We start from the raw sequence: 20935 nt of genomic DNA, 5'->3' as shown, positions 1-20935 counted from the left end.
TTATTTCAAACAATGATCGCCCAGTTCTTTCATTCAGTTTGAGGCTGTCTGTAAGATGCCGAAAATTAATAGGACTTCAAACGCTACAACCAAAATTTAGGAAACTTTCTTAGGAACAATGAGGTGGAGTAAAATGTTTATGACAGATATAAAAATGCATGTGCTGCCATTGGCAGCACATGCATAGTAGTCTAAACACTATCATTTCTGAATCACTAATTTTCCCGTACCTATAATTCCCTTTTCGCACGTCACACGATATAAGTAAACACCTGGTATCAGCGACGATGTATTCCAATTCACCGAACCACTCGAGTCATTGACGTACGTTTCATAAACTTTCTTACCGATAATATTGGTAACAACAACTTTGATCGGTGTGCATGGGTCTTCTATTTCATAGGCGAAGGTCACCAAATCATTTGCCGGATTGGGATACACTGTAAACTTACTGTTGATAGTGCCATTGACGTTTGTGATGGGAGAGTTGCCATTTTCGTTGGTACCTTTATGCTCCTTAAAGCAAGGGGACAACGCTATTGGAGGATCAAAGGGACTCAGTATACCAGTAGTGGTATTAAACACGATTTGTCTGGCGGCAACTACAGGCAGTATAGGGATGCTAAATGTATCGAGTCCCGCTATATCCCCGCTGTCCAATCTGTATGCATCTCGCCCATCTAAGCCTGCATTAATCATGATATTGTAAAATAAGTGGTAAGCCATAAGTTCGTCAGAATCTCCATGGAAAGTTGTTACCAGGCTGTCGGCAAGTAACATGTTATTAGTTGCAGAGTTGTACTTTTTTAGATGGAGGTTGTAACCTGCAAGGGCGTAGATCGCCCATATTCTATCTATCTTCTTAAGGTGAGGTTTTATATCATCTTGCCAAATATAGGCAACATTGCTGTCGAGTGTGAAATAGACACTTGAGCTGTCCATACAAATGCCCATTCCCGTTGTATCATCAAATGCAATTCCAGTATCTGCCTCGGTTTTTAAAGCAGTTAATATGAGATCACTTAAATAGTCAACTTTAACGGAAACATTTTCTATGGCGGACCTTATTTGCGTGCGTCTTGTCTCATTCGCGCCGCTACCGTATGAAGTGATGAGTTTCTTTTCATCCGCGCTTGTTATGTAGCCATTCGTCATAAGTGAATGGATAAAGTCATAATCGTCAACGATATCAAGATTCTTTTGTAAAATCGGCATGATAGGAGCTCCGTTCAGCAAATTGTGATCAATAACAACTGATATTTGCTGTTCCGATAGGTATGGGGCTATTTTATTCAAAAGCTTCCGCACCTTACCCGAGTCTTGATACCCCATCAAAACGGCTGAAATTGAATCAGAGTTACCAAAGTCGATAAGGGAGTCCATTAACCCTATTTTTTTCGCCAATAGGTTCCTGTCCTGATTAAAATCCTGTTTATATGACCGCAATACCTGTGGACTCTGCGCAACCATTTTAGTCGTATTTGACAATCCACCAGTAGGGCAATTTGCTGTGGACGCCAAACCGTAACGAATCACGTTGGAAACTACAGCTGGTAGCTCATTGCTTGCACTAGTATTGTAATAATATGAAATACCGATGCCTGTGTTAGTAATATTATAAAGCGAATTGTAGAAAGTATTTCCTGCTACGGCCGGCCCCAGTATTTGCTTTGGACAAATGCCTTGGAAGTTAGGCGCTCCGTCTGGCGACACCAATATATCGGTATTGTTGTTACTAAAAGCGTTACATGTGATTTGGAGGCCCGATGGGGGGATGCCACCTGTTGTATTATAAGCCCTGTAATTGTTGCCAATTGCATATACACCTTGTCTAAGGTTGTCAAATTTGTTTATATATATCTTCTTGTTTGTTTCGCCGCAGTTGACTACCGCTACCCCTATGTTGTACCAGTATGGCAGTGCCGTGGTAACTCCGTTAAAGACATTACTTTCTATTTTAAATTGTTGAGTGTTTTGTGTGTAGATGCCGATATTTTGCTCGCATCCGGAAAACGCTAGGGAATTCGCGTCAACTTCAGACAGGCCATTCCCTATTGTAAATTTACAGTTAGTTGTGCTTACGTTTTCCATTACAGAAACATACACTCCAACAGAAACTGCGTCGAAGTCAGTCTGGTCAATGTATGTGCTTGTAGGTATATAGCCGCTAACCCGCTGCGTGGTTATGCCATGCTTAAAACCGTTGAAAGTTGACCTGATTGGAGAACTGCATAAGGAAAACACAGGACAGTACGCACCTACGGTGAAGCTTGCATCACTGGCGTGTATCCCTTCTCCTAGTTTGGCATTCATCGGATCGGTATTTGTATTTTTAAACACGCAGCCACTAAATTTCACACCCTCTACTTCCTGCAAACCCACATGATATTTGAACGGGTAATTTATAGCAGTCCCTTTGTAGTTATTGTCAAGCAGGAAAGTACACTTGTCAAAGTGGGAAAGGTTGGGCATCAATGCGCCGGTTGTAGGATTGTACCTATGATATTCGCTCAAGGAGGCTCCGTAGTGATTGTTCTGGAAGGTGCTGTTATAAGCCTGTACTATGCCGCCAGTTGTTATCCAGTAACCGGCACCTGGTTTGCCAGTAGCGACACCAATCTCCGCGTGTTCTACAATACTCCCATTCTGGATTGTAGCGCTTCCTTGATTTGCGGTTGTCTGCGTGGCAAGCCAGTCTCCGAGAACCCGTATCCCGCCCCAGAAATAGGGACCGCAACCGTTTGTAAGCACGGCGTGATCAACTAGCAATGTGCCACCCTTGTCAACAATTATAACTTTGTCGCGGCCCATATTGATAGTACAGTTCTGAATAACTAATTTTTTGCCTGCGCCTACATATATCGATCTCATTTTATCCATGTCCTGCGTCCATATCGTTGGAGAAGCTGCGCTGCCAAGAATGTTCTCTATATCGCAGATGTCATTAACGCCTGCCGACCCGCCAGTTGTAACCGAGCCATATAGGTTTGGATCAGGAGGTAGGTTTGTCTCAAATGCGCCCCTCCCATACATCGATACATACAACTTGCTGGTGCATCGATTGATATCCAGAGCCGTAACCAAACTGCTCGGGAGATTTAATGAAAAACAAACCCACGGATTGGAAGAACTGTTGGTTCCATTGTCTACGTTGAAGGCATAGACACCTTGATCAGTGCCCGCAAATAAGTAGTGTGACTGTTCGTCGTATTTCAGAGCGTTGATAGGTCCGGTAGGAAGGCCGTAAGACATGTCATACCAATGCAAGCCTTCATCTGTGGTTTGAAACACTCTGCCTACGCCTGCCGTTGCAGCGTAGCCGCTTCCACCAACCCATAGCCGCTTATTAGGAATGGTTGACCTTGGATCTACATCCATGCTAATAAGGGGCGTCCAGTTAGTAGTCTTATTTGCGCCTGGGTTTAAGCCTGGATTATTGCTAATGTAGCTCCAGGTTGGAGAAGAAGATGCAGCATTGTGGCAAAATAAGAAACCACCGACTTCCCACGGAGCTTCGTGGATATGTGCCGCAATGTAATTCTCGTCATACATATCGGGCGCAACAGCTTGTACAGATTTGTGGTCAACTAATGTTCCTGGGTAGTGGCTGCCCGCAGTTGTAGGAGTCAAATTCCCATAGCTAAGGGAATACGGGGAGCCGGTCGTTCCGGAACCGGAACCTAGAACAATACTATAAATATTTCCTCCCGCAGTGCTTCCAGTTCCAAAATATTCGCCTTTGTAGGTAGTTACCAATTTTCCAAGCGATGGGACGTCTACTTGCATTGTCGGCAACGCTGAACACTCCGGTAAGCCCATTGTCTGTCCTGAAAGGAAAACAAATCCACTACTACTGCTCCACCCAATGAATTTATAATTTCTCGTCGCATACCTTTTCCCATACTGCAGTTCTCCACCGTCACCCACAGGCTGAAAGGTCCATGCGTTAAAAGAAGCGTTAGTGGCATAAAGCAAACCGTTGTCGGATGCAGCTATGCCGACTTCCCCGGTATGTATATTGGAACCCAAGCTATAAGGTAACGATATATTTAGTCCTTTGCCATTGAGGTTTTGCCAAGTTGTCATGGAGAAAGTTCCTTTACTGATACCCCCATCATTTCCAAGATACAAAATGTCGTCTGTGCCCGTTGCGTCAGGTAGCGCAACCATGCACCGTTGATCCACATGCAAATTATTTCCATAAAGGGCAGGTGAATTAGTAATTGTAGGGGAGCTAGTACTGAAATCAATTTTACGAACTTGTACCCCATAATCGAAAAGGATATAATTATATAGGATGTTAGAATTTGTTGGCGATGCGCAAAAGCCAGAGGGTGTGCTCAGAGCAAAGCTAGGATACGTGCTAACCGTAATAGTTCCCGAAGCGTCTTGTATTTTTGTCGTGCCTTGGTCGGTTTGCCAGAACACATGGTTTGCAGGTGCCAGCGGAGAAAATCCGTTTGTGATATAATTCTCAAAATTTTGGACAATAGTTACATTATCCAATGTAATATCTCCGGTTGTATACCCACTTAAGCTATATGCACCAAACTCAAGCCTACCCACAAAATGTGTGGCGTTTACCACAGTACTGGTAACGGTAACAGTTTGCGTAGTAGTTCCGTCGTTTCTATAATGTCCGGGAACTAGCGTTCCTCCAGGAGGTATCGATCCTGGACCGACGTCAAAATTTGTTGTATAAGAGGTGCTTGGCGTAGGTGTAGTTCCAGTACCCCAATCCAAACTATAAATATTTGATGAATTCACATCTTTCAACACAACGTCAACTTCTGTTTTAGGGGGCAATGTAAGCTGAAAGGAAATGGTATAAGTCATGTTGGTAAAATATGAGCCCTCTACATTAGCCTCCAGGCTGTTTACTACAGACGGGGAAGAAGATGGGGTACACTTTAAATACTGAGCAGATGAAGTAGCCACACGATTCCAGCCGAGAGCCGTTGTTGCGTCATAAGCTCGTTTCCAGGTTCCAGGCCAGTCCGAAGCGTTAGCAAAGTCGCCTTTGCCAAAAAGAATGTCGTTTAAACCCAAGGGAAAGGATATATTGTTTAGAGAACACGAAGTGCAAGTATTACAACTACTTATTTTAAATAGGTGTGCTGTTGCTAAAAAGGCCCATCCCCAATTAGAGTTTGTTGATACGTACAAACTTGTTGGATCGCTTGGAAGGAATGTCATAGTGGTAAAACCACGGAATCGCTCAGATTGATGATCGGTTGGAATTAAAGGAGCAGCATCTACCAAGGTCTCTATATAAGGCGCAGCAGGATTGGTTATATTGATTCTGCTGACTTTAAATTGTGTGGTCACAAACAGATACTTCGACGATGAAGTGCTGTTCCCAGGCCAAAATTTCGCATCGTTTAGCGTCGATAGCTCGGGGGTAGTGGACGGAGACATTATATTTGTGAAAGTTGCGCCATCGTCAGCGGAATAATAAATGCCGAAGACATCAATTTGGTTGCCAACACAAAGAGAGTGTGGGATACCGACCACGCAATAAATCTTTCTTGGGGAAGCTGAAAAGTCAACATAAAAGTATGTAACTCCCACTCCTGCAATACTCGCCAGGTGATCACTTAAGCACTCCCATGTATTATTTGGGGCAAGGCTTGCATTGGTAGTTTTCCATAGACCGCCAAAATTGTCCGAGACATATATTTCATTAATATTGGTAGGATTTACAACCATACTATTTACCTCCCCAATACGCTGAATAGCGATACGCGGCCCTATAAATTGCCACCCTAAAACATTAGGGATACTGCTAATGCTGCTTTGCAAAGGGGATGTTCCAGCACAATTCGATGGTGATGAACCAGACGTAGTTAACGCTTCAGCAACAAAACTATGCGGTTTGCCAGTGCTTATATCAATTCTCGTTGCAAAAAAATGTTTCCATCTCTTGTAGTCGTTGTAGGCACCGCCTTCTTTTTCTTTACGGCCTTCCTCTTCTTCTTCTTGCTCACTTGGGATATCTTCTGTGAGGGAGTATCCGGCCTGCTTAAACAGGCTGTCGCAAATAGTGGCGATCTGCTCGTACGTAAGACTGGTGTCGCGGGCAATATTGGGCCAGTTTGTATTGATCACCGCCGTTGTATCCTGGCCCTTTGAGGCAAATGAGATAAACAGCACGAATGCTAATAGTAATAGATTCCGTTTCATAAAATGATAATTTATTGGATGACTAGTTTTTTAGTGTAATTCTTGTCGTCTAGAACTGCCCTCAGGTAATATGTGCCCGACGGTACGGTTGCGATAATCTTATTGTTTTTGTTAGTGAGGACGGCAAAAGTTTCAAGTGCTACTCCATAGATATTGTATAAAGTCATCGAAAAAAACTTGTCTGTAGAAGAGGAAAGTCGTGCGACAAAATGGCCATTGCAAGGGTTTGGGAAAATCTCTAGGGTTTCCTGCAATTTTAGAGCAGAATTGACTGCGGTGGGAGTATCTGTTGTAATTTTTCTAACCCTGCCGCTTAGTACGCTCCCTATAAAAATATTGCCGTGTCCATCCACGTCTATTCCGCCAGGGCTGGACAAATGAGCCGCGAGTGGATCGCTCCAATCTCCGCTAGTTCCAGGCATTCCATTTCCGGCAATTGTCCTTATGATACCTAAATTATCGACCTTTCTAACTTTATTATCGTTTTGCTCGGCAATATATATTGCACCTGTTGTGTCGATCGCTATTGTACATCCATCAATTCCTGTACTTGTAGCAGGTACGCCTTCTCCACCAGTTGCACTTACTCCATTTCCGGCAATTGTTGACAGCATACCGAAAGTATCAATACACCTGATGTAGCCATTATCACCAAAAAATAGTTTGCCATTTTTATCTACTTTAATATTGCAACCACCACTTAGCATAACAGTGTCTGCATTGCAGCCATCGGGGCTATATCCTTGCACACCTGTGCCGGCAATCGTGGTAATGGTTCCAAACGTATCGACTTTTCTGATACGATAATTACCCTCATCATAAATAAGTAGATTCCCCTTTTTATCGAATACGATTCCTGATGGACTATATAACTGAGCTGATATTGCTGGTATATTATCTCCGTTGTAACCGGCTATCCCTGTGCCCACAGTAGTGTAGATATTACCTGCTAGATCAATTTTTCTAATACAGTGGTTACTTGCATCGGCAATGAATACATTGCCATGCCTGTCGAAAGCGAAATCAACATATCCGCCTATAGTTGCAAAAAATGCCTGTGAGCCAAATCCACCAGTGTAGCCCGGAGCGCCGGTGCCGCAGAAAGTTGTTATGATACCTGCACTATTGACCTGGCGCACCCGATAGTCATCAGAAATATACACATTGCCAGAGTCATCAACAGCAACATTGTAAAGCTGGCCCATTTGGGCGGCAGTTGCCGGGCCATAGTCCCCTAAGCCAGAAGTGCCGCCACCGGCGAAAGGGATGATGATTTGCGCATGGACCGTTGAGATGGCAATTAATATGCCAATAGATAGGCAAATGGTTTTCATATAACAGGTTTATGGGATAAAGTTACAAATTATATGTTGTAAAAAAACAAATGATTGTAAATAATTCAACATGTTTTTTTTGTCACCTTTAGAAATGGAATGAATCCACGATTGATATGTAACTTATGAATGATGGGGTATTCGTCGGAGTATACTATTGTGAAGATAATTTCTAAAGAGTAAACTGTTGGCGCAGGAGTAATATAAGAAATGTGGAGTTGCACTAAAAAGTGCCTTCGACCGTAGAGCTTCCGTAGAGAATCGCTATACAGTTTTGTACTGCTATGGATTAAACTGTACACTAAAATTCTTTTGTAACTCTCTAAAGTGACTATAAGTGTACACCGGAGTATAAATCAGTCCATTTTAGACAATAACTAAAGCCCCCGTCCAGTCCGCAAAAGCTTCACAGAAATGTGAGGCTTTTTGCATTTTAAGGCTGTTTGTATTAAGCAGTGAATGAAGACAGCTTTATTTATTGATAGGCAGTGGACGGCATGCTACAGGTTACAAGTTTCGACGGAGAGCTGTGATAGGTTTATAACTACTTGTTTCACGAAATTCCGGATATTACTTCTTATAATACACTGCACCCTTAGCGTCTTTATTTGAAGCCCTTTTCATGTTTGTTTCAATAGGCCTTGTCTACATTGGGATTTTCTCATCTCAGGAGTAATGTCTCATCTCATCCTTACTCGTACCCACCATATTTTCCATTAACAGCCGATATAGCAACAAAATTAGGCTCCATTCAGCACGCCTTAACACATTAACATGCAATAATATGCGTATATGGACAAATATATTTGTAATTATTAAATAAAATGCAAACTATTTACTTGCATATTTTAAAATGACGATATATTTTTATCTCATTATTTCTTGTTTCGTTGATGTCTTTGCAATGAAACAAGCGCTCACCACCACCATGTTACAATTGAATAATCGCAGTATCTCATATATCGTGATTTGTGCAATTTTGTTGCAGTCTACTCTCTGTGGTGCAAAAGATCATGCTGATTCTTTTCGAGTTTACATTGAAAATCCCCATCTAGGCAAGTCAAAAAAATTACTTCAGAATATTTATTATCATTCAGACTCGTCATTTAGAGGGGTTATAAGTGTTACCTGTTATCATTTCAATTCCGGTACAGACAGTCAGCTTGTTTTTCAGAAAATTGGGCAGAAGCATTTTTTTAAGAAGAGTGCCAATAAGGTCTCTATCAATTACAGTAAAGAAGATACATCAACGTTCCGCTATCCGAAATACCATGAAATATTAAAGAGAACTGGTGGTCTTGCCCCTGGTATTTATAAAACGAATGTTCTATTGACAAACATTCAAACCAAAAAGCAATATAGCATTTGTGTTTCAGGAGAAATAGACAGTAATCTTCATGCGGCATCGGCAGTACGTTCTGATATAAATAGCAGTGTAAGACCAAAGCATAAGTCTATCATCGGTGGTTCATTCAATAAGAAGCTGGGGAGTGTCAAGGCCTACCAGTCAGGTAGGGCCTTATCAAGAGTAGAGAAAGATATTAACGATAAAGCAAAAGCACGAGGGCTTGAGCAAATTACTTATCATAAAGATGGCAAGCGCTTCATAGACTATTATTATGAAGGTTGGTTCGCGGGGAGATATGAAGTAGATGAAAAAAAGTCACTCAAAAATCAACTTTAAAACCAGGACAACTTATCTGTTGCTTTTAATCTTAACCAGTTAACACAAAACGATCTTACTTCACATCCAACGTTGTTTTCCCAGTTTAAGACGTTTAAGAAACAAAAGGACGACAATAATGAAATTAAAGGCGATGTCTCCACTACCGCTAACGTTGCTAACAACCCTGATCCTGGCTCGGGAGTAGATAATAATTACTATGAGATGCATGCCATGCTTGAAATTCCGATATCCGGACTTCCAATCGAATTGGAGGGCATGTATACCTCTCAGGATGCAAATCGCTCAGTAAAATCAAGCTACTTCAGAATCCATTACGACGTGAGTAAGGTTAAAGAAGAATTGCAACAATTCATCAGCTCGTACAACCAGAAGTTTGCAGAGACGAAGTCGAAAGCGATTGGTATGGAGCAAGTGTACGGAAAGATGATCGGTACGCTGGAAAGCCAGAAAACAAGGTTGGAGAATGAGTTGAAAGCGGAAAGTAGCCTAGCAGAAAGTAAAGAACTGGCTACGATACGGGTTAACGATATTGTTGATACCAGTTCATTGAAGCAACAAACGATGAATACAGTTGACTCGAACAACAACGCAAGCCACCTTGGAGAAAATGCCGCGAAAAAGAAAGCAGCAGCGCTTAAGAAAAAAGAGGAGATAGAAAAAAAATATCAGGAACTGGAAACGCTGAATAGGAAGATAGAAAAATACAAGACGTTACTAGAACAAAATAAGAATAATAATTATTTCGATTCGGCGATAGCCTATAGCAAGATACATACGCAGGATTACAGCAGCTTATCATCCTACAAGCAACTCGTTAAAAAGAGCAGTGATATCTTACCAGATGGTGCGGCTAAAAAATTTGTGACCGGGCTCACAAATATGGATGCTGGGATGTTCTCTAAGTACTCGTCAAAATATACGATGTCTGGCCAAATGATGAAGGGGCTAGATCTTGGATATGACTTAGGTTTTTGTGAGGTAGGAGGCACTATTGGTAAAACGGAATACATTGGCCGTGATGGTACACCTGACAAATACACCTGCTATTCGGGTCGTGCTATATTCAATTTCTTAGAAACCCAGAAAGTGGGTTTTGTTTATTATGGTTACACTATAGATAAAACCATGTTTGCGGGAGATGGTTTTTTCAAAAATATAAATATAGCTACACCAATTTTTTTTAGGCCGGTGCATATACTGTCGGTTAATTATAATGGGACAGCATCAAAGTTCGTAACGATTGAAGCCGAGAGCGCAATAAGCATTAAGAAAATGGCACCAGTTGAAGGCCAGACTAAGTTGTTAGATAAAACTGGAGGCAATATGGCCTGGCATATCAGCAGCGATGGCAACATTCCCAATACATCTGTGAGCCTGACGGGATCTTATGATAAAACAGGTAAGCAATTTGAGAACAATACGTTGCCGTTGTCCCGGGCCGGAACCGAACAATATAAGCTGGGCGGGAAAACAGATCTATTTCATTCATTTTTAAGTATAGGTATTGAATACAATTACCTGCTGCAAAGCAGTTATTCAGGCACAGCTTCAAACACAAAGTGGGGCTTTGATATCAAGACTCATTCCAGAAGATACCCTGCTGTGTCAGTATCCTATAAGCCATATGCAACATTCAGATCTTACTCCGACACACTCAATATCCCACAACGGCCGTTATTAGGATCCGTATGGACAAGCAAGGCCACGTACCAGTTAAAGGAACACGGGAGAGTTTGGCGCTTCAATCTGTTGTATAATAAGTGTAGTACTGTTCTTGATACCACATCATATGGCAATACCCTGATGCAACTGATGTGTATGTACACAGAAAAACAATTGTCGTTTGCCACAACTATGGGTTATACGAGCCAGACAGGAGGAAATGCGACGACTGCCATTGTAACCACACCTGACCGCATGAGTTTTCTCAGTCTTACAGAAAGCTATGTGATCAGCAAGCAATATAGCATAACAGGCAGCCAGGAGATAGGACATGCGAGATTCGGGATATGTAAATACGGCCTGTCTGCGGGGATAATGTGCAATTTCAAAAAGGCCCCTGTAACGGCAAGAATGAATTTCAGATACAGCAACTATAAGCTAAACGAAATAGAAAACTGGAAACAGTTATATACCGGCAATATGGAAGTATCATATCGGTTCAAAGCAAAAAAGAAAGGAAACAATTTTAAATAAACGGACTATGAAACAAACAATCAATTCATTGGGTCACCATCTGGTTTTATTGCTGTGCTGGCTGCTGCTGGCAACAGGAGTTAATGCCCAGCAGAACCTGGTTATTGATCTGTCGCCAGTAGATGGTATTACCCTCACGCCCGAAAATATACTGAATTTCAGGCTACAGGCAATGGGTACAAGCGTCGGTAAGGTGCAGATAACAGGAACCATCAGGTACCGGAATTCCCCGCAAAATTTCAGCTATTCATTTAAGTACGATCTGCACGCCGGGATGAATACCATTGATGCTGGGCAGGCGCATCCTCAATGGCAGTTCTCATCACCTGCGCTGAAAGAATTGTTTTTCAATTACAGAACACTACCCGAGGGGACATACGAATACTGTGTTTCGGCAGCACCAATATCAGCTTTTGGAGAAGTGTCTGCGAGTCCATTTGATGAGTGTCTTTACCATAGGTCTGAAGACGTATTCCTGATCAATTTATTAGAGCCTGAGGATAAAGCGAAAATACATGAGTATACACCAATGTTATCGTGGGTTGCTAATTATTCATTTTCCAACGAGCTGACATACAGGCTGAGAGTGGCAGAAATAAAACAGGGACAGAATCCCGTTAATGCGGTGATGCTTAACCAACCTGTATACGACGAAAAGAATCTCATGCAGAACAGCAAGATATATCCCATCTATGCACGTCCATTAGTTAAGAACCAACCCTATGCATGGACTGTGGATGCTTATTATAAAGGCATACTTCTTGGTGGGGCAGAAACCTGGCAGTTTATTATTAAAGAGGACACAATCAGCAACACGGCGCCAGGTGATCAATCTTATATTGATATTAAAAGAGAAAATGGTCAAACCAAACAGTATGCAATAGGAGTGCTTAAATTAAAGTACGTTCTGGATCTTGCTAGAAAAGATCGATTAACAGTGTCTTTGGTTGATGCGTCGGGAGCAGCTGTTAATTTAAAAACACAGGAATTAGAAGCAGTGTATGGAGACAATAGGTATGTCATTGATCTTCGAGAAAATGCCAGTCTTAAGCATAATAACAACTACGTTCTATATATGAAAAGCAGGAGAGGAGAAGTGTTTAAATTTCCTTTTCAATACATAAATCCTGAGTTTACTAAATAATAAATTTTCATAAAAATGTGGAGAATTCTAATTGTTTCCTTGATTACAAGTGTTTCCATCACACTATCATATTCATTGTATTATAGCAGGGATAAAAAAATCGCTGTGGTGGATGCTGTAAAGTTGTTTAATGAATATAATATGAAAATAGAAATGGAGGGAAAGGAAAAGAAAATACTTGTATTGATTTCAAAGCAAATGGATAGCATTAATAATCAGCTCAAAATTGCAAAAACCATTAATAGTGAGACCGCAATACAACAACTTAGTTATTCCGCATCGGAAATGAAAAATGATATTGAACGAGAATATGAGAATAGTAACAAGCTAATAAATGAGCAAGTATGGAAACGGCTTAACACATCGATTGAGCAATTTGGTAAACAGAAAGGAGTGCATCTAATTATTGGAGCTAACGGAATGGGAACGGTTCTCTACAATGATTCTTATTATGATCTCACTTCAGAAGCGGTAAAATTTGTTAACAGGGAGTATGAAGAAGGCAATTGAAATAACAATGGTGATAATACTGTTAGTTAGTAACGTATCCTGCAGGAAAACTCTTGCTAAAGGGGAGTATGTACAATATGTAAAAGACAAAAATAACGGGTTAAATAAAATGGTAAAGGTTGGGCCTTGGGACTATTGTTTTCAATACAAGCCTCATGATTACGTAATCTTATTGGAAGAGTTGACATCTTTAGAAAAAGAGAAACGTGGTAAAGAATTAGAAGGAACAGCATGGTTTAATATCTCGTTCCACAACAGAGAAAGTGCAGTTTCCGCACTTAGGTATGAATTGACGTCAAAAGATGGGTATGACAAGCGATTAGATTATTTTCTTAATCATGCTGTTGATGACGTGAAGTTAATATACGGTACGTCAGACACATTGTTACCTATTGCATATGCATTTGAAAACAATTATAGTTTGACCCCACAAGAAACAATAGTTGTTGGTTTTAGGTTGCCAATAGGGGAAAAGGCACCGACTAAAGATATGCAGATCGTCTACGATGACAAAGTTTATAAATCTGGAATTATTAAAGCGAAAATCGCACAAGAATCGATTGAAAATATTCCCAAAATCGCACTTTAAAAAATTAAGCATTGAGCTATGGAATCTTATTCAAATAAAATTAAAAGAACAGCATGGATACTTCTTGCTGTCTTTACCATCGAACTTCTAGCACCTAATGTATCCCTTGCGCTTACCACAGGCCCTTCCCAGCCAGAGGTTCAGGGGTTTGAGCCAGTTGGGACGACCGACATGGTAGATATGTTCAGCGGTGATTTTGTTTACAATATTCCGCTAATGGATGTAGAAGGATATCCTATGAATATTTCTTACCATGGTGGTGTAACGATGGAGCAGGAGGCCAGTTGGGTGGGGCTGGGTTGGAATATTAATCCCGGTGTCATAAACCGGAATGTTCGGGGAGTTTCTGATGATTTTAATGGAGATAGTATCCTGAAGAATTTTCACATAAAGGATGAGAAAAATCTAAGAGTTGGCATTGGTGGAACAATTGAACTTGCAGGGATGGGTGATCCATTTCCTTTGAATTTGACGGGAACTGCAGGGGGAGATCTAAATATCAGTAACTACCGTGGAGTGAGTATGGATTTCACCTATGGGGCTAACGTAAATATATACAAATGCGCCTCAGTTGGCGTAAACGTAGGTATTGGATCGCAAACAGGAGGAAGCCTTGATTATAATGCAAGCTTTTCCACTTCGCGGTTTATGAGCAAGGAAATGGCTGGGGTTGGCGCTGCAAATATTGCGGTTGGAGGAGGGTATAGTACAAGATCTGGAATTAAAGATCTTTCGCTATCGTTGTCTGTAGTCGCGGACGATAAAGGACATTCATTAAGTTCTTCCTATAATATTCCCATAGGCATGAGAAATTACGTGCCTGTTATTACTAATAGTAGCACAATGACTACTATTCACGGGAGAGTTAAAATCGGTCCCGAAATGCTTGGTGGATATTTGAGTGCTAATATAAGTGCTATGTGTAGCAAGCTACATTTTAACAATGATGCATCAAGAAGTGCATACGGATACTTATATCTTCAGAATGCACGTCAAGATAACAGTTCAATTCTTGATTTCACGCGAGACAAGGATGGTTCTTTCAATAAAACGATGCAATACCTGCCTACCCCAAGTATGACCTATGACATATACAGTGTAAGCGGCCAGGGTACGGGTGGTATGTTTCGCCCTTTCAGGAATGATTTTGGGAATGTCTATGACCCATATACTTACAGCTCAACTAGCAGCGAGGGAGGACAAGCGGAAATTGGTCCAGACGGCAACACGTTTGAAGTAGGGTTTGATTTTACACATTCAGGAACACAGATCACATCTGGCCCATGGCTTAATTACCAGCGGTCTGGTACGATGAATAAAGGGTTTACGTCGAAAAAGCCCGGGAGTATTTTTGAAAATGTATATTTCAAACAGGCTGGTGAATTAACAGAGGTTGATTCGAATTATTTTGAACAGATAGGCAAAAAGAATTTGATTACACCTTTTGATGTGATGAACCTGCCACAGACAAAGGCAGGGTCACAAACAAAGAGAGATCCCAGAGCCAACCTTATCCATTTTCATACTGCAGAAGAAGACATGGTGGCGGGGGTTAGCAATAGTAGGGATATTATTAATTACGAAAACGCATTTGACAGTTTTGGAACTCCTGTGGTGACCAAAATAAAGCGAGTGGGGAAAGGGCGATATCAAAGAAAAAAAGACCACTTATCTGAAATTGTACAAACTCAAAAAGATGGGCGGAAGTATATTTATGGAATACCTGCTATCAACAGTATTCAGCGAGAGGTGACGTTTAGTGTTGACCCTTCCCATCCGGCTAATACAGTAAATCTGACTACGGGTATTGTGGACTTTGAGAGTAGCGACCTATCCACCTCAAATCATAAAGGCAGAGATAATTATTACAGTAGTAATATAACACCAGCATTTACGCATAGTTATCTTCTAACCTCCGTTTTATCAACGGACTATGTGGATGTGACCGGAAACGGTATTTCTGACGATGACTTAGGGTCCTATACTAAATTCAATTATTGCCGCACGGACAGTGACTATCGGTGGGTGTCTCCTTACTCTGCCGGAATAACAAAGGGACAATACAACCCTGGTTTTTGGAGCGATAAAAAAGACGATAAGGCCAGTGTGGTTTGTGGTTCACGAGACCAATGGTATCTGCATTCAATTGAAACAAAAAACTATTTCGCTGAATTTTATACCTCTCCCCGGCAAGATGCAAAGGGAATTTCTGTCGCATTACTGAACGCAGGAGGAAGCGACCTGTATAATACAGGAAAAGTAGGAGCGTCTGAATCATACCAACTTGACTCCATTAAGCTTTATAATAAACACGATAGGTTCATAAATAGAGCAACCGCAACACCGATCAAGACTATTTATTTTGCGTATAGCTATTCTTTATGTGACAGTGCTCCTAATTCGAGTTCCGGAAAATTAACACTGGAAAAAATCTATTTTAAGAACGGTTCATCTCAAAAAAGTATGATCAGCCCCTATCGGTTTAGCTATGCAATTAACCCTGCTTATAATCTTGCGGCAAAAGACAGATGGGGGAATTTTAAGCCTAATACATATCAATTTACTAATTATGAGTTTCCGTATGTAAATCAATTAAGCAATAATGATTCATTGGCTGGTGCGTGGTCATTAAATAAAATAATTCTTCCTTCAGGAGGAGTCATATCTGCAACTTACGAAAGTGACGACTATGCATTTGTCCAAGATAAACCAGCAAATGAAATGTTTATGGTTAAGGGGGTAGGCAATAGCCCGGCTTATGTTGCGGGAAAGTCGCTTTATCAAAACCTTCATGCTCCTAACCTTTATTTGTATTTTAAACGACAGCCTGCTAAAGAAATTCCCGGGCTTGATTTTAGGGCGAATTACCTTGGCCGAAACTTTACACCTGGTGGAGAAAACATTACATATTTTAATTTTAATGTAAATCTTACAGGAGATATCGGCACTTTTGAACAAATAAAAGGCTATGCTAACGCTACGGATGGAGGAATTTGTAGCAATGATGCATCCTATGGCTACATTAGAATTTCTTCAGTGGAAACACAAGGAGGTGGTGCTACTTTAAATCCGATCACATATACTGCTATAAATACATCCCGATATAATCTGCCTCAAGTCATATATCCTGGCTCTGATCCTGACGAATCTGATCTGCTCAATATTCTTATGGGCTTAAAAGGTGCTTCTGACGAATTGCGGAACAGGTTTAAAAGCCCTGTGCTCAATCTTGCAAAGCAGGGTTACGCAAGAGTGGCAGATCTTTCTAAGAGTTATATCAGGCTTCAAAGCCCGGGGCTATCGAAAAAAGGTGGTGGACAAAGGGTTAAGTCACTGAAATTTTCAGACCAATGGCAAAAACTAAGCGGAGGTAATTCCGAAGAAGCCTTATATGGCAAAACATATGACTATACAGTAGACGATCCTGTTTACGGTAAAATAAGTAGTGGCGTTGCCAGTTATGAACCAATGGTGGGTGGCGACGAGAATCCTTTTCGCCTACCTGTAAAATATACAATTCAGGCAGGCAATGCGTTCCCTCCAAATGATCCGGTGGACCTTTACCAGGAATTGCCGATAGGCGAGTCGTTATTCCCCCCGGCATCTGTAGGTTATAGCAATGTCACTGTAAGAAGTATACATGCTAACGTTGGCCGATCGTCGCAAGGAGAAGATAAATATGAGTTCTATACTGCCAAAGATTTTCCTGTCCAGCTACTGGCATCGCCGAAGGATCCTGACCCAAATAACCACTACGACTTTTTTACCCAAAGGAGCATATATAAGGTAACACAGGGGTATACGCTGATATTAAACGATATGCATGGCAAGCCTAAAAAGGTAGAGCATAACATTTATAATGCAAATAGTAGTACACCGCGACCTGTAAGCTATACTATATATAATTACAGGCAAAAAGGGAATGACCTGGATAACAATGTTCCCTGTCTGGTGAACGTGGGGGCCAATATGGTAGTACGTAACAGGCAGTTAGGGGTGGAGGAAGATGTTACACTGGATAGCAGGCAAAAAAATGAGATAACTACCAATACAACAGTAAATGGCAATCTAAATTGTTTTTATCTCTTTATTCCCATAGCACTACCTCTTATTTATCCATGGATAAGCCAGAGCCAGAACGAATTCCAATCGGCAGTAGTAGGAAAGGTGGTGCAGCAGTATGGCATTATAGACAATGTGGTTTCTTATAGCGAAGGTGCGGTAACAACTGTTCAGAATGAAATATATGACCCTAAAACAGGGGAAGTTATCGTGTCATCTATAAATAATGAATACCAGGACAAAGAATACAATACTTCGATCCCTGCTTATTGGGCTTATAAAGCTATGGGCGGTGCGTATAACAATATTGGCTACAAAGATACCGGTACTATAACAGTAGGTCCTAACCATATAGGGACGCTCAATATGACCAATACCGCACCATTAACAACGGGCGATGAACTATCTGTAATTTATACACCACCAACGGGTGGAAAGCGTTATGCTACAGCTTATGTAATGGGGGTTGTGCCACAATATACTTTAGACTCGTTCTTAAACCCAATAGCCACGTCCGATACATTTATGCATACTCATTGGCGATATGCTCCGCGGTATTGTTTCAATCATCACCCTTTTAACGTTGTTGGTGGCATTACCGTAGACTCAATACTCTGTTGCACAACTACTCATGGAAACCCAGTAATGAAGTACCTCCGAACAGAGCTTACAACGGCCAATTTAATGCTTGCAGATACCTGCTTTAATTCCAATTTCACACCACCAAGCCTTTCAGCATTTTTTACAGGAGATGGATTTTATCACGAATCCAGCACAAATGTTTGTTGTTCCGGTGTCCCTTATGATGAATTGCACTCCGGCAGTAACATACCAATAACAGTTACCATTTCCGGTGTAAGCGGAGGTCCTTATACAGTTTCCGGTCATGTTGCATTGTCGTTAACAGGTGGGGGAACTGCAACTCGTGATTTTATATTTTCCGGACCAATTGTACCTGGTTGGATCGTGCCTTCAATTGACAGTACGCTAGATACGACGTACTCATATTCTGCACCATACCGTCATTATGTACATTTTTCACACTCCAGCTGCACAGGAGTAAACATCCTCCCTCGTTTTCCTTTAAATACATCAGGATGGGATATAGGTAGTACACTGTCTCATGCAAGTATAGAGGTTATCAGTTCTGGCCATAAAAATATGCTAGGAGAAAGTATAGAAAATTACTCATCTATGTCTTCGCCTGTGAGTAGTGCGGGTACTCTTAATACCTACCTTACGAACCTGATAAGTTTAAAAGGTAGAACTTTTTGTGATTCCAATACAGCTATTCCTCATAGGTATATTGCAAATGCAGACACAGTAAATCCATTTGCTATTGGGGAGAGGGGACAATGGAGGTTGTTTAATGAGTATGCTTATCTGGCTCCACGTAATTATACCGGCGTAACAGCAAGAAATTCCGGTCTGTTTACTGCTAATGGAATGTTTGCTCCTCCTTCAGGTTTGCCAACATCCTGTTATCTAAATCCGTTTATGTATTGGATGCCAAACATTACTGATCCAAACTGGCATAAAACGAGAACTGTAACCAAGTGGTCTCCCGGAGGGAAAGAGATAGAAAATATTGATGCAGTGGGTAATTATTCAACAGCCTTATTTGGATACAATGAATCATTACCCGTAGCTGTAGGAGCGAATATGAGGCAAGGTGATATTCTCTCAGAGGGATTTGAGGACTATAAGCTATTGCAGTATAATAATTGTCTGACAATATATAGAGTCTCGCCAATAAACGACTTCACCTTGACTGCACTTTCGACGGGTAGTGCATACAGCACTTACAATACCAGCGCAACAGGGTTAGTAATTGATGGAAGTAATGCACATACTGGTGATCACAGCATGCGAACACCCGTTTCACCGGATTATTCATTCGATCTGCCAGTGAATGATAATAACTACTTGGGAATGATCAATAACTACAACATCTATTATACAAATGATCCGGTAAATCCGTATAGGTTTACTTCTGCTAATGACTACCTGGACTTTAAGATAGTACCAGGAAAGGAGTATGTGCTTTCTTACTGGATTAAACAGGGTTCAGGTAGTTCTTTTGCTTACTCGACATCGACCGGCTATCCGCTATCTGCAAATTGTGGAGTTACTGTTGACGGAACGCTTTGCCCCCCTGTGAAAAAAACTAATGTTATAGATGGTTGGCAAATGATAGAAGTAAAGTTCAAAGCCACCGCAGGTTCAAATACCGTAGTGCTACCCGCCGACGCGTTTATTGATGATTTGCGTGTATATCCTTTTGCTGGAAACATGAAGGCTTTTGTATATGAGCCGTTTACCCTGAGACTTGTCGCAACATTGGATGAGAATAATTTTGCGACTATGTATGAATATGACCAAGAGGGAACACTGGTGCGCACTAAAAAGGAGACTACAAAAGGCACAATGACTATATCAGAATCAAGAAGGGGCAATACAAAAAATTAATATGCTGCAAAAGAGATTATTCCTTGTTGTTGTTGCTTCATTGATCATAGCTGACGCACATGCTCAAAAGATTGACACTATGCGAGAGTTAAGAAACGCATACGCGTCTTTGAAAGGCACAAAAAGTATGGGTTATGACTATAATAGCGATGTCGTGTTCCCAAATGGGAATAGAGACTACATAAAAGGTAAAATGTATATCAATTACGCTGAAAAGTACATTTATAACGATTGCAGTGCCTATACAATGCTTTTTACAAAACATTTTTTTACAAGGCCGACCATAGACAAAAGACCATCCTGTTCGTAAATACAGATAAAAACTATGATAGGCAATTGAAAAGAAAGACAGAGCAAGACATTTTTGATGGAGGGGCTATTGAGAAATATGCAGATACCTCAATGTTGCGAACTGCAATTATAAAAGAAATAAAAATCAGCAACGAAGGAGTATTGTCTGTTGTGCTCTCCTTTCCGGCGGGTAGTTTATTAAGACGGTTAGATCTTATTTATGATAAGATAAAGAAGATGCCTGTTTTATATTCAGTTGAAGTATTTCAGCCATCGCCGGAAGGATATGGTCCTATAAAGGGAGTTACCGTAAAAATGAAATGCAACAATTTCACGAGCAGGATTGAAGAGTCGGAGTTGGTTTCAAATCAATACTTTACTTATGCCCAAGGAAAGCTAGAACTTAAAAAGTATAACACGTATAGGACAATAACCAACTCCACACAAAAGTGATTTATTAAACGGAACAA

Annotated in this window: 9 protein-coding genes; 7 read left to right on the top strand and 2 right to left on the bottom strand. The window is 41.0% G+C overall.

Going from position 1 to position 20935, the window contains the following annotated elements; all coding sequences use genetic code 11:
- Positions 1–201 precede the first annotated feature (201 nt).
- Both CJD36_RS11035 and CJD36_RS11030 read right to left on the bottom strand, forming a co-directional pair.
- Complete coding sequence (locus tag CJD36_RS11035) at positions 202–6183, bottom strand: T9SS type A sorting domain-containing protein (protein ID WP_105039231.1); 5982 nt, start codon at positions 6181–6183, stop codon at positions 202–204.
- 11 nt (positions 6184–6194) lie between these two features.
- The gene (locus CJD36_RS11030; protein WP_105039230.1) at positions 6195–7517 is read right to left on the bottom strand and encodes a T9SS type A sorting domain-containing protein; all 1323 of its coding nucleotides are present in this window, start codon (positions 7515–7517) and stop codon (positions 6195–6197) included.
- Positions 7518–8421: 904 nt separating this feature from the next.
- Here CJD36_RS11030 and CJD36_RS11025 point away from each other — a divergent pair.
- From CJD36_RS11025 to CJD36_RS10995, 7 genes are all read left to right on the top strand, one after another.
- Positions 8422–9201 (top strand): hypothetical protein, encoded by a 780-nt coding sequence (locus CJD36_RS11025; RefSeq protein ID WP_133162602.1) that lies wholly within the window; start codon positions 8422–8424, stop codon positions 9199–9201.
- 72 nt (positions 9202–9273) lie between these two features.
- Positions 9274–11400, top strand: a complete 2127-nt coding sequence (locus tag CJD36_RS11020; RefSeq protein ID WP_105039228.1) for a hypothetical protein — start codon at positions 9274–9276, stop codon at positions 11398–11400.
- Between the two features lie 7 nt (positions 11401–11407).
- Entirely contained in the window at positions 11408–12544 is a 1137-nt protein-coding gene (locus CJD36_RS11015) for a hypothetical protein (RefSeq protein WP_105039227.1), read from the top strand.
- A 15-nt stretch (positions 12545–12559) separates the two neighbouring features.
- Positions 12560–13054 carry an OmpH family outer membrane protein gene (locus CJD36_RS11010; protein WP_105039226.1) on the top strand — a complete coding sequence of 165 codons (495 nt, stop codon included), beginning with the start codon at positions 12560–12562 and terminating at the stop codon, positions 13052–13054.
- Positions 13038–13643, top strand: a complete 606-nt coding sequence (locus CJD36_RS11005) for a hypothetical protein (RefSeq protein ID WP_105039225.1) — start codon at positions 13038–13040, stop codon at positions 13641–13643. The genes CJD36_RS11010 and CJD36_RS11005 overlap by 17 nt, the downstream gene beginning before the upstream one ends.
- Positions 13644–13661: 18 nt before the next feature.
- Positions 13662–20174: a hypothetical protein gene (locus CJD36_RS11000; RefSeq protein ID WP_105039224.1), complete on the top strand. Its 6513-nt coding sequence runs from the start codon at positions 13662–13664 to the stop codon at positions 20172–20174.
- A gap of 336 nt (positions 20175–20510) precedes the next feature.
- Entirely contained in the window at positions 20511–20918 is a 408-nt protein-coding gene (locus tag CJD36_RS10995) for a hypothetical protein (RefSeq protein WP_133162601.1), read from the top strand.
- Positions 20919–20935: the final 17 nt, after the last annotated feature.

This window comes from Flavipsychrobacter stenotrophus (assembly GCF_002954265.1).
Taxonomy (GTDB): Bacteria; Bacteroidota; Bacteroidia; order Chitinophagales; family Chitinophagaceae; genus Flavipsychrobacter; species Flavipsychrobacter stenotrophus.
The sequence above is the reverse complement of the archived record's forward strand: the minus strand, read 5'-3'. Positions and strand labels throughout refer to the sequence as shown.

Bases quoted from the DNA above. Each gene is read 5' to 3' on its own strand.
- CJD36_RS11000 (WP_105039224.1), top strand. From the start codon at position 13,662: ATGGAATCTTATTCAAATAAAATTAAAAGAACAGCATGGATACTTCTT.
- CJD36_RS11030 (WP_105039230.1), bottom strand. From the start codon at position 7,517: ATGAAAACCATTTGCCTATCTATTGGCATATTAATTGCCATCTCAACG.
- CJD36_RS11010 (WP_105039226.1), top strand. From the start codon at position 12,560: ATGTGGAGAATTCTAATTGTTTCCTTGATTACAAGTGTTTCCATCACA.
- CJD36_RS11025 (WP_133162602.1), top strand. From the start codon at position 8,422: ATGAAACAAGCGCTCACCACCACCATGTTACAATTGAATAATCGCAGT.
- CJD36_RS11015 (WP_105039227.1), top strand. From the start codon at position 11,408: ATGAAACAAACAATCAATTCATTGGGTCACCATCTGGTTTTATTGCTG.
- CJD36_RS11005 (WP_105039225.1), top strand. From the start codon at position 13,038: ATGAAGAAGGCAATTGAAATAACAATGGTGATAATACTGTTAGTTAGT.
- CJD36_RS11035 (WP_105039231.1), bottom strand. From the start codon at position 6,183: ATGAAACGGAATCTATTACTATTAGCATTCGTGCTGTTTATCTCATTT.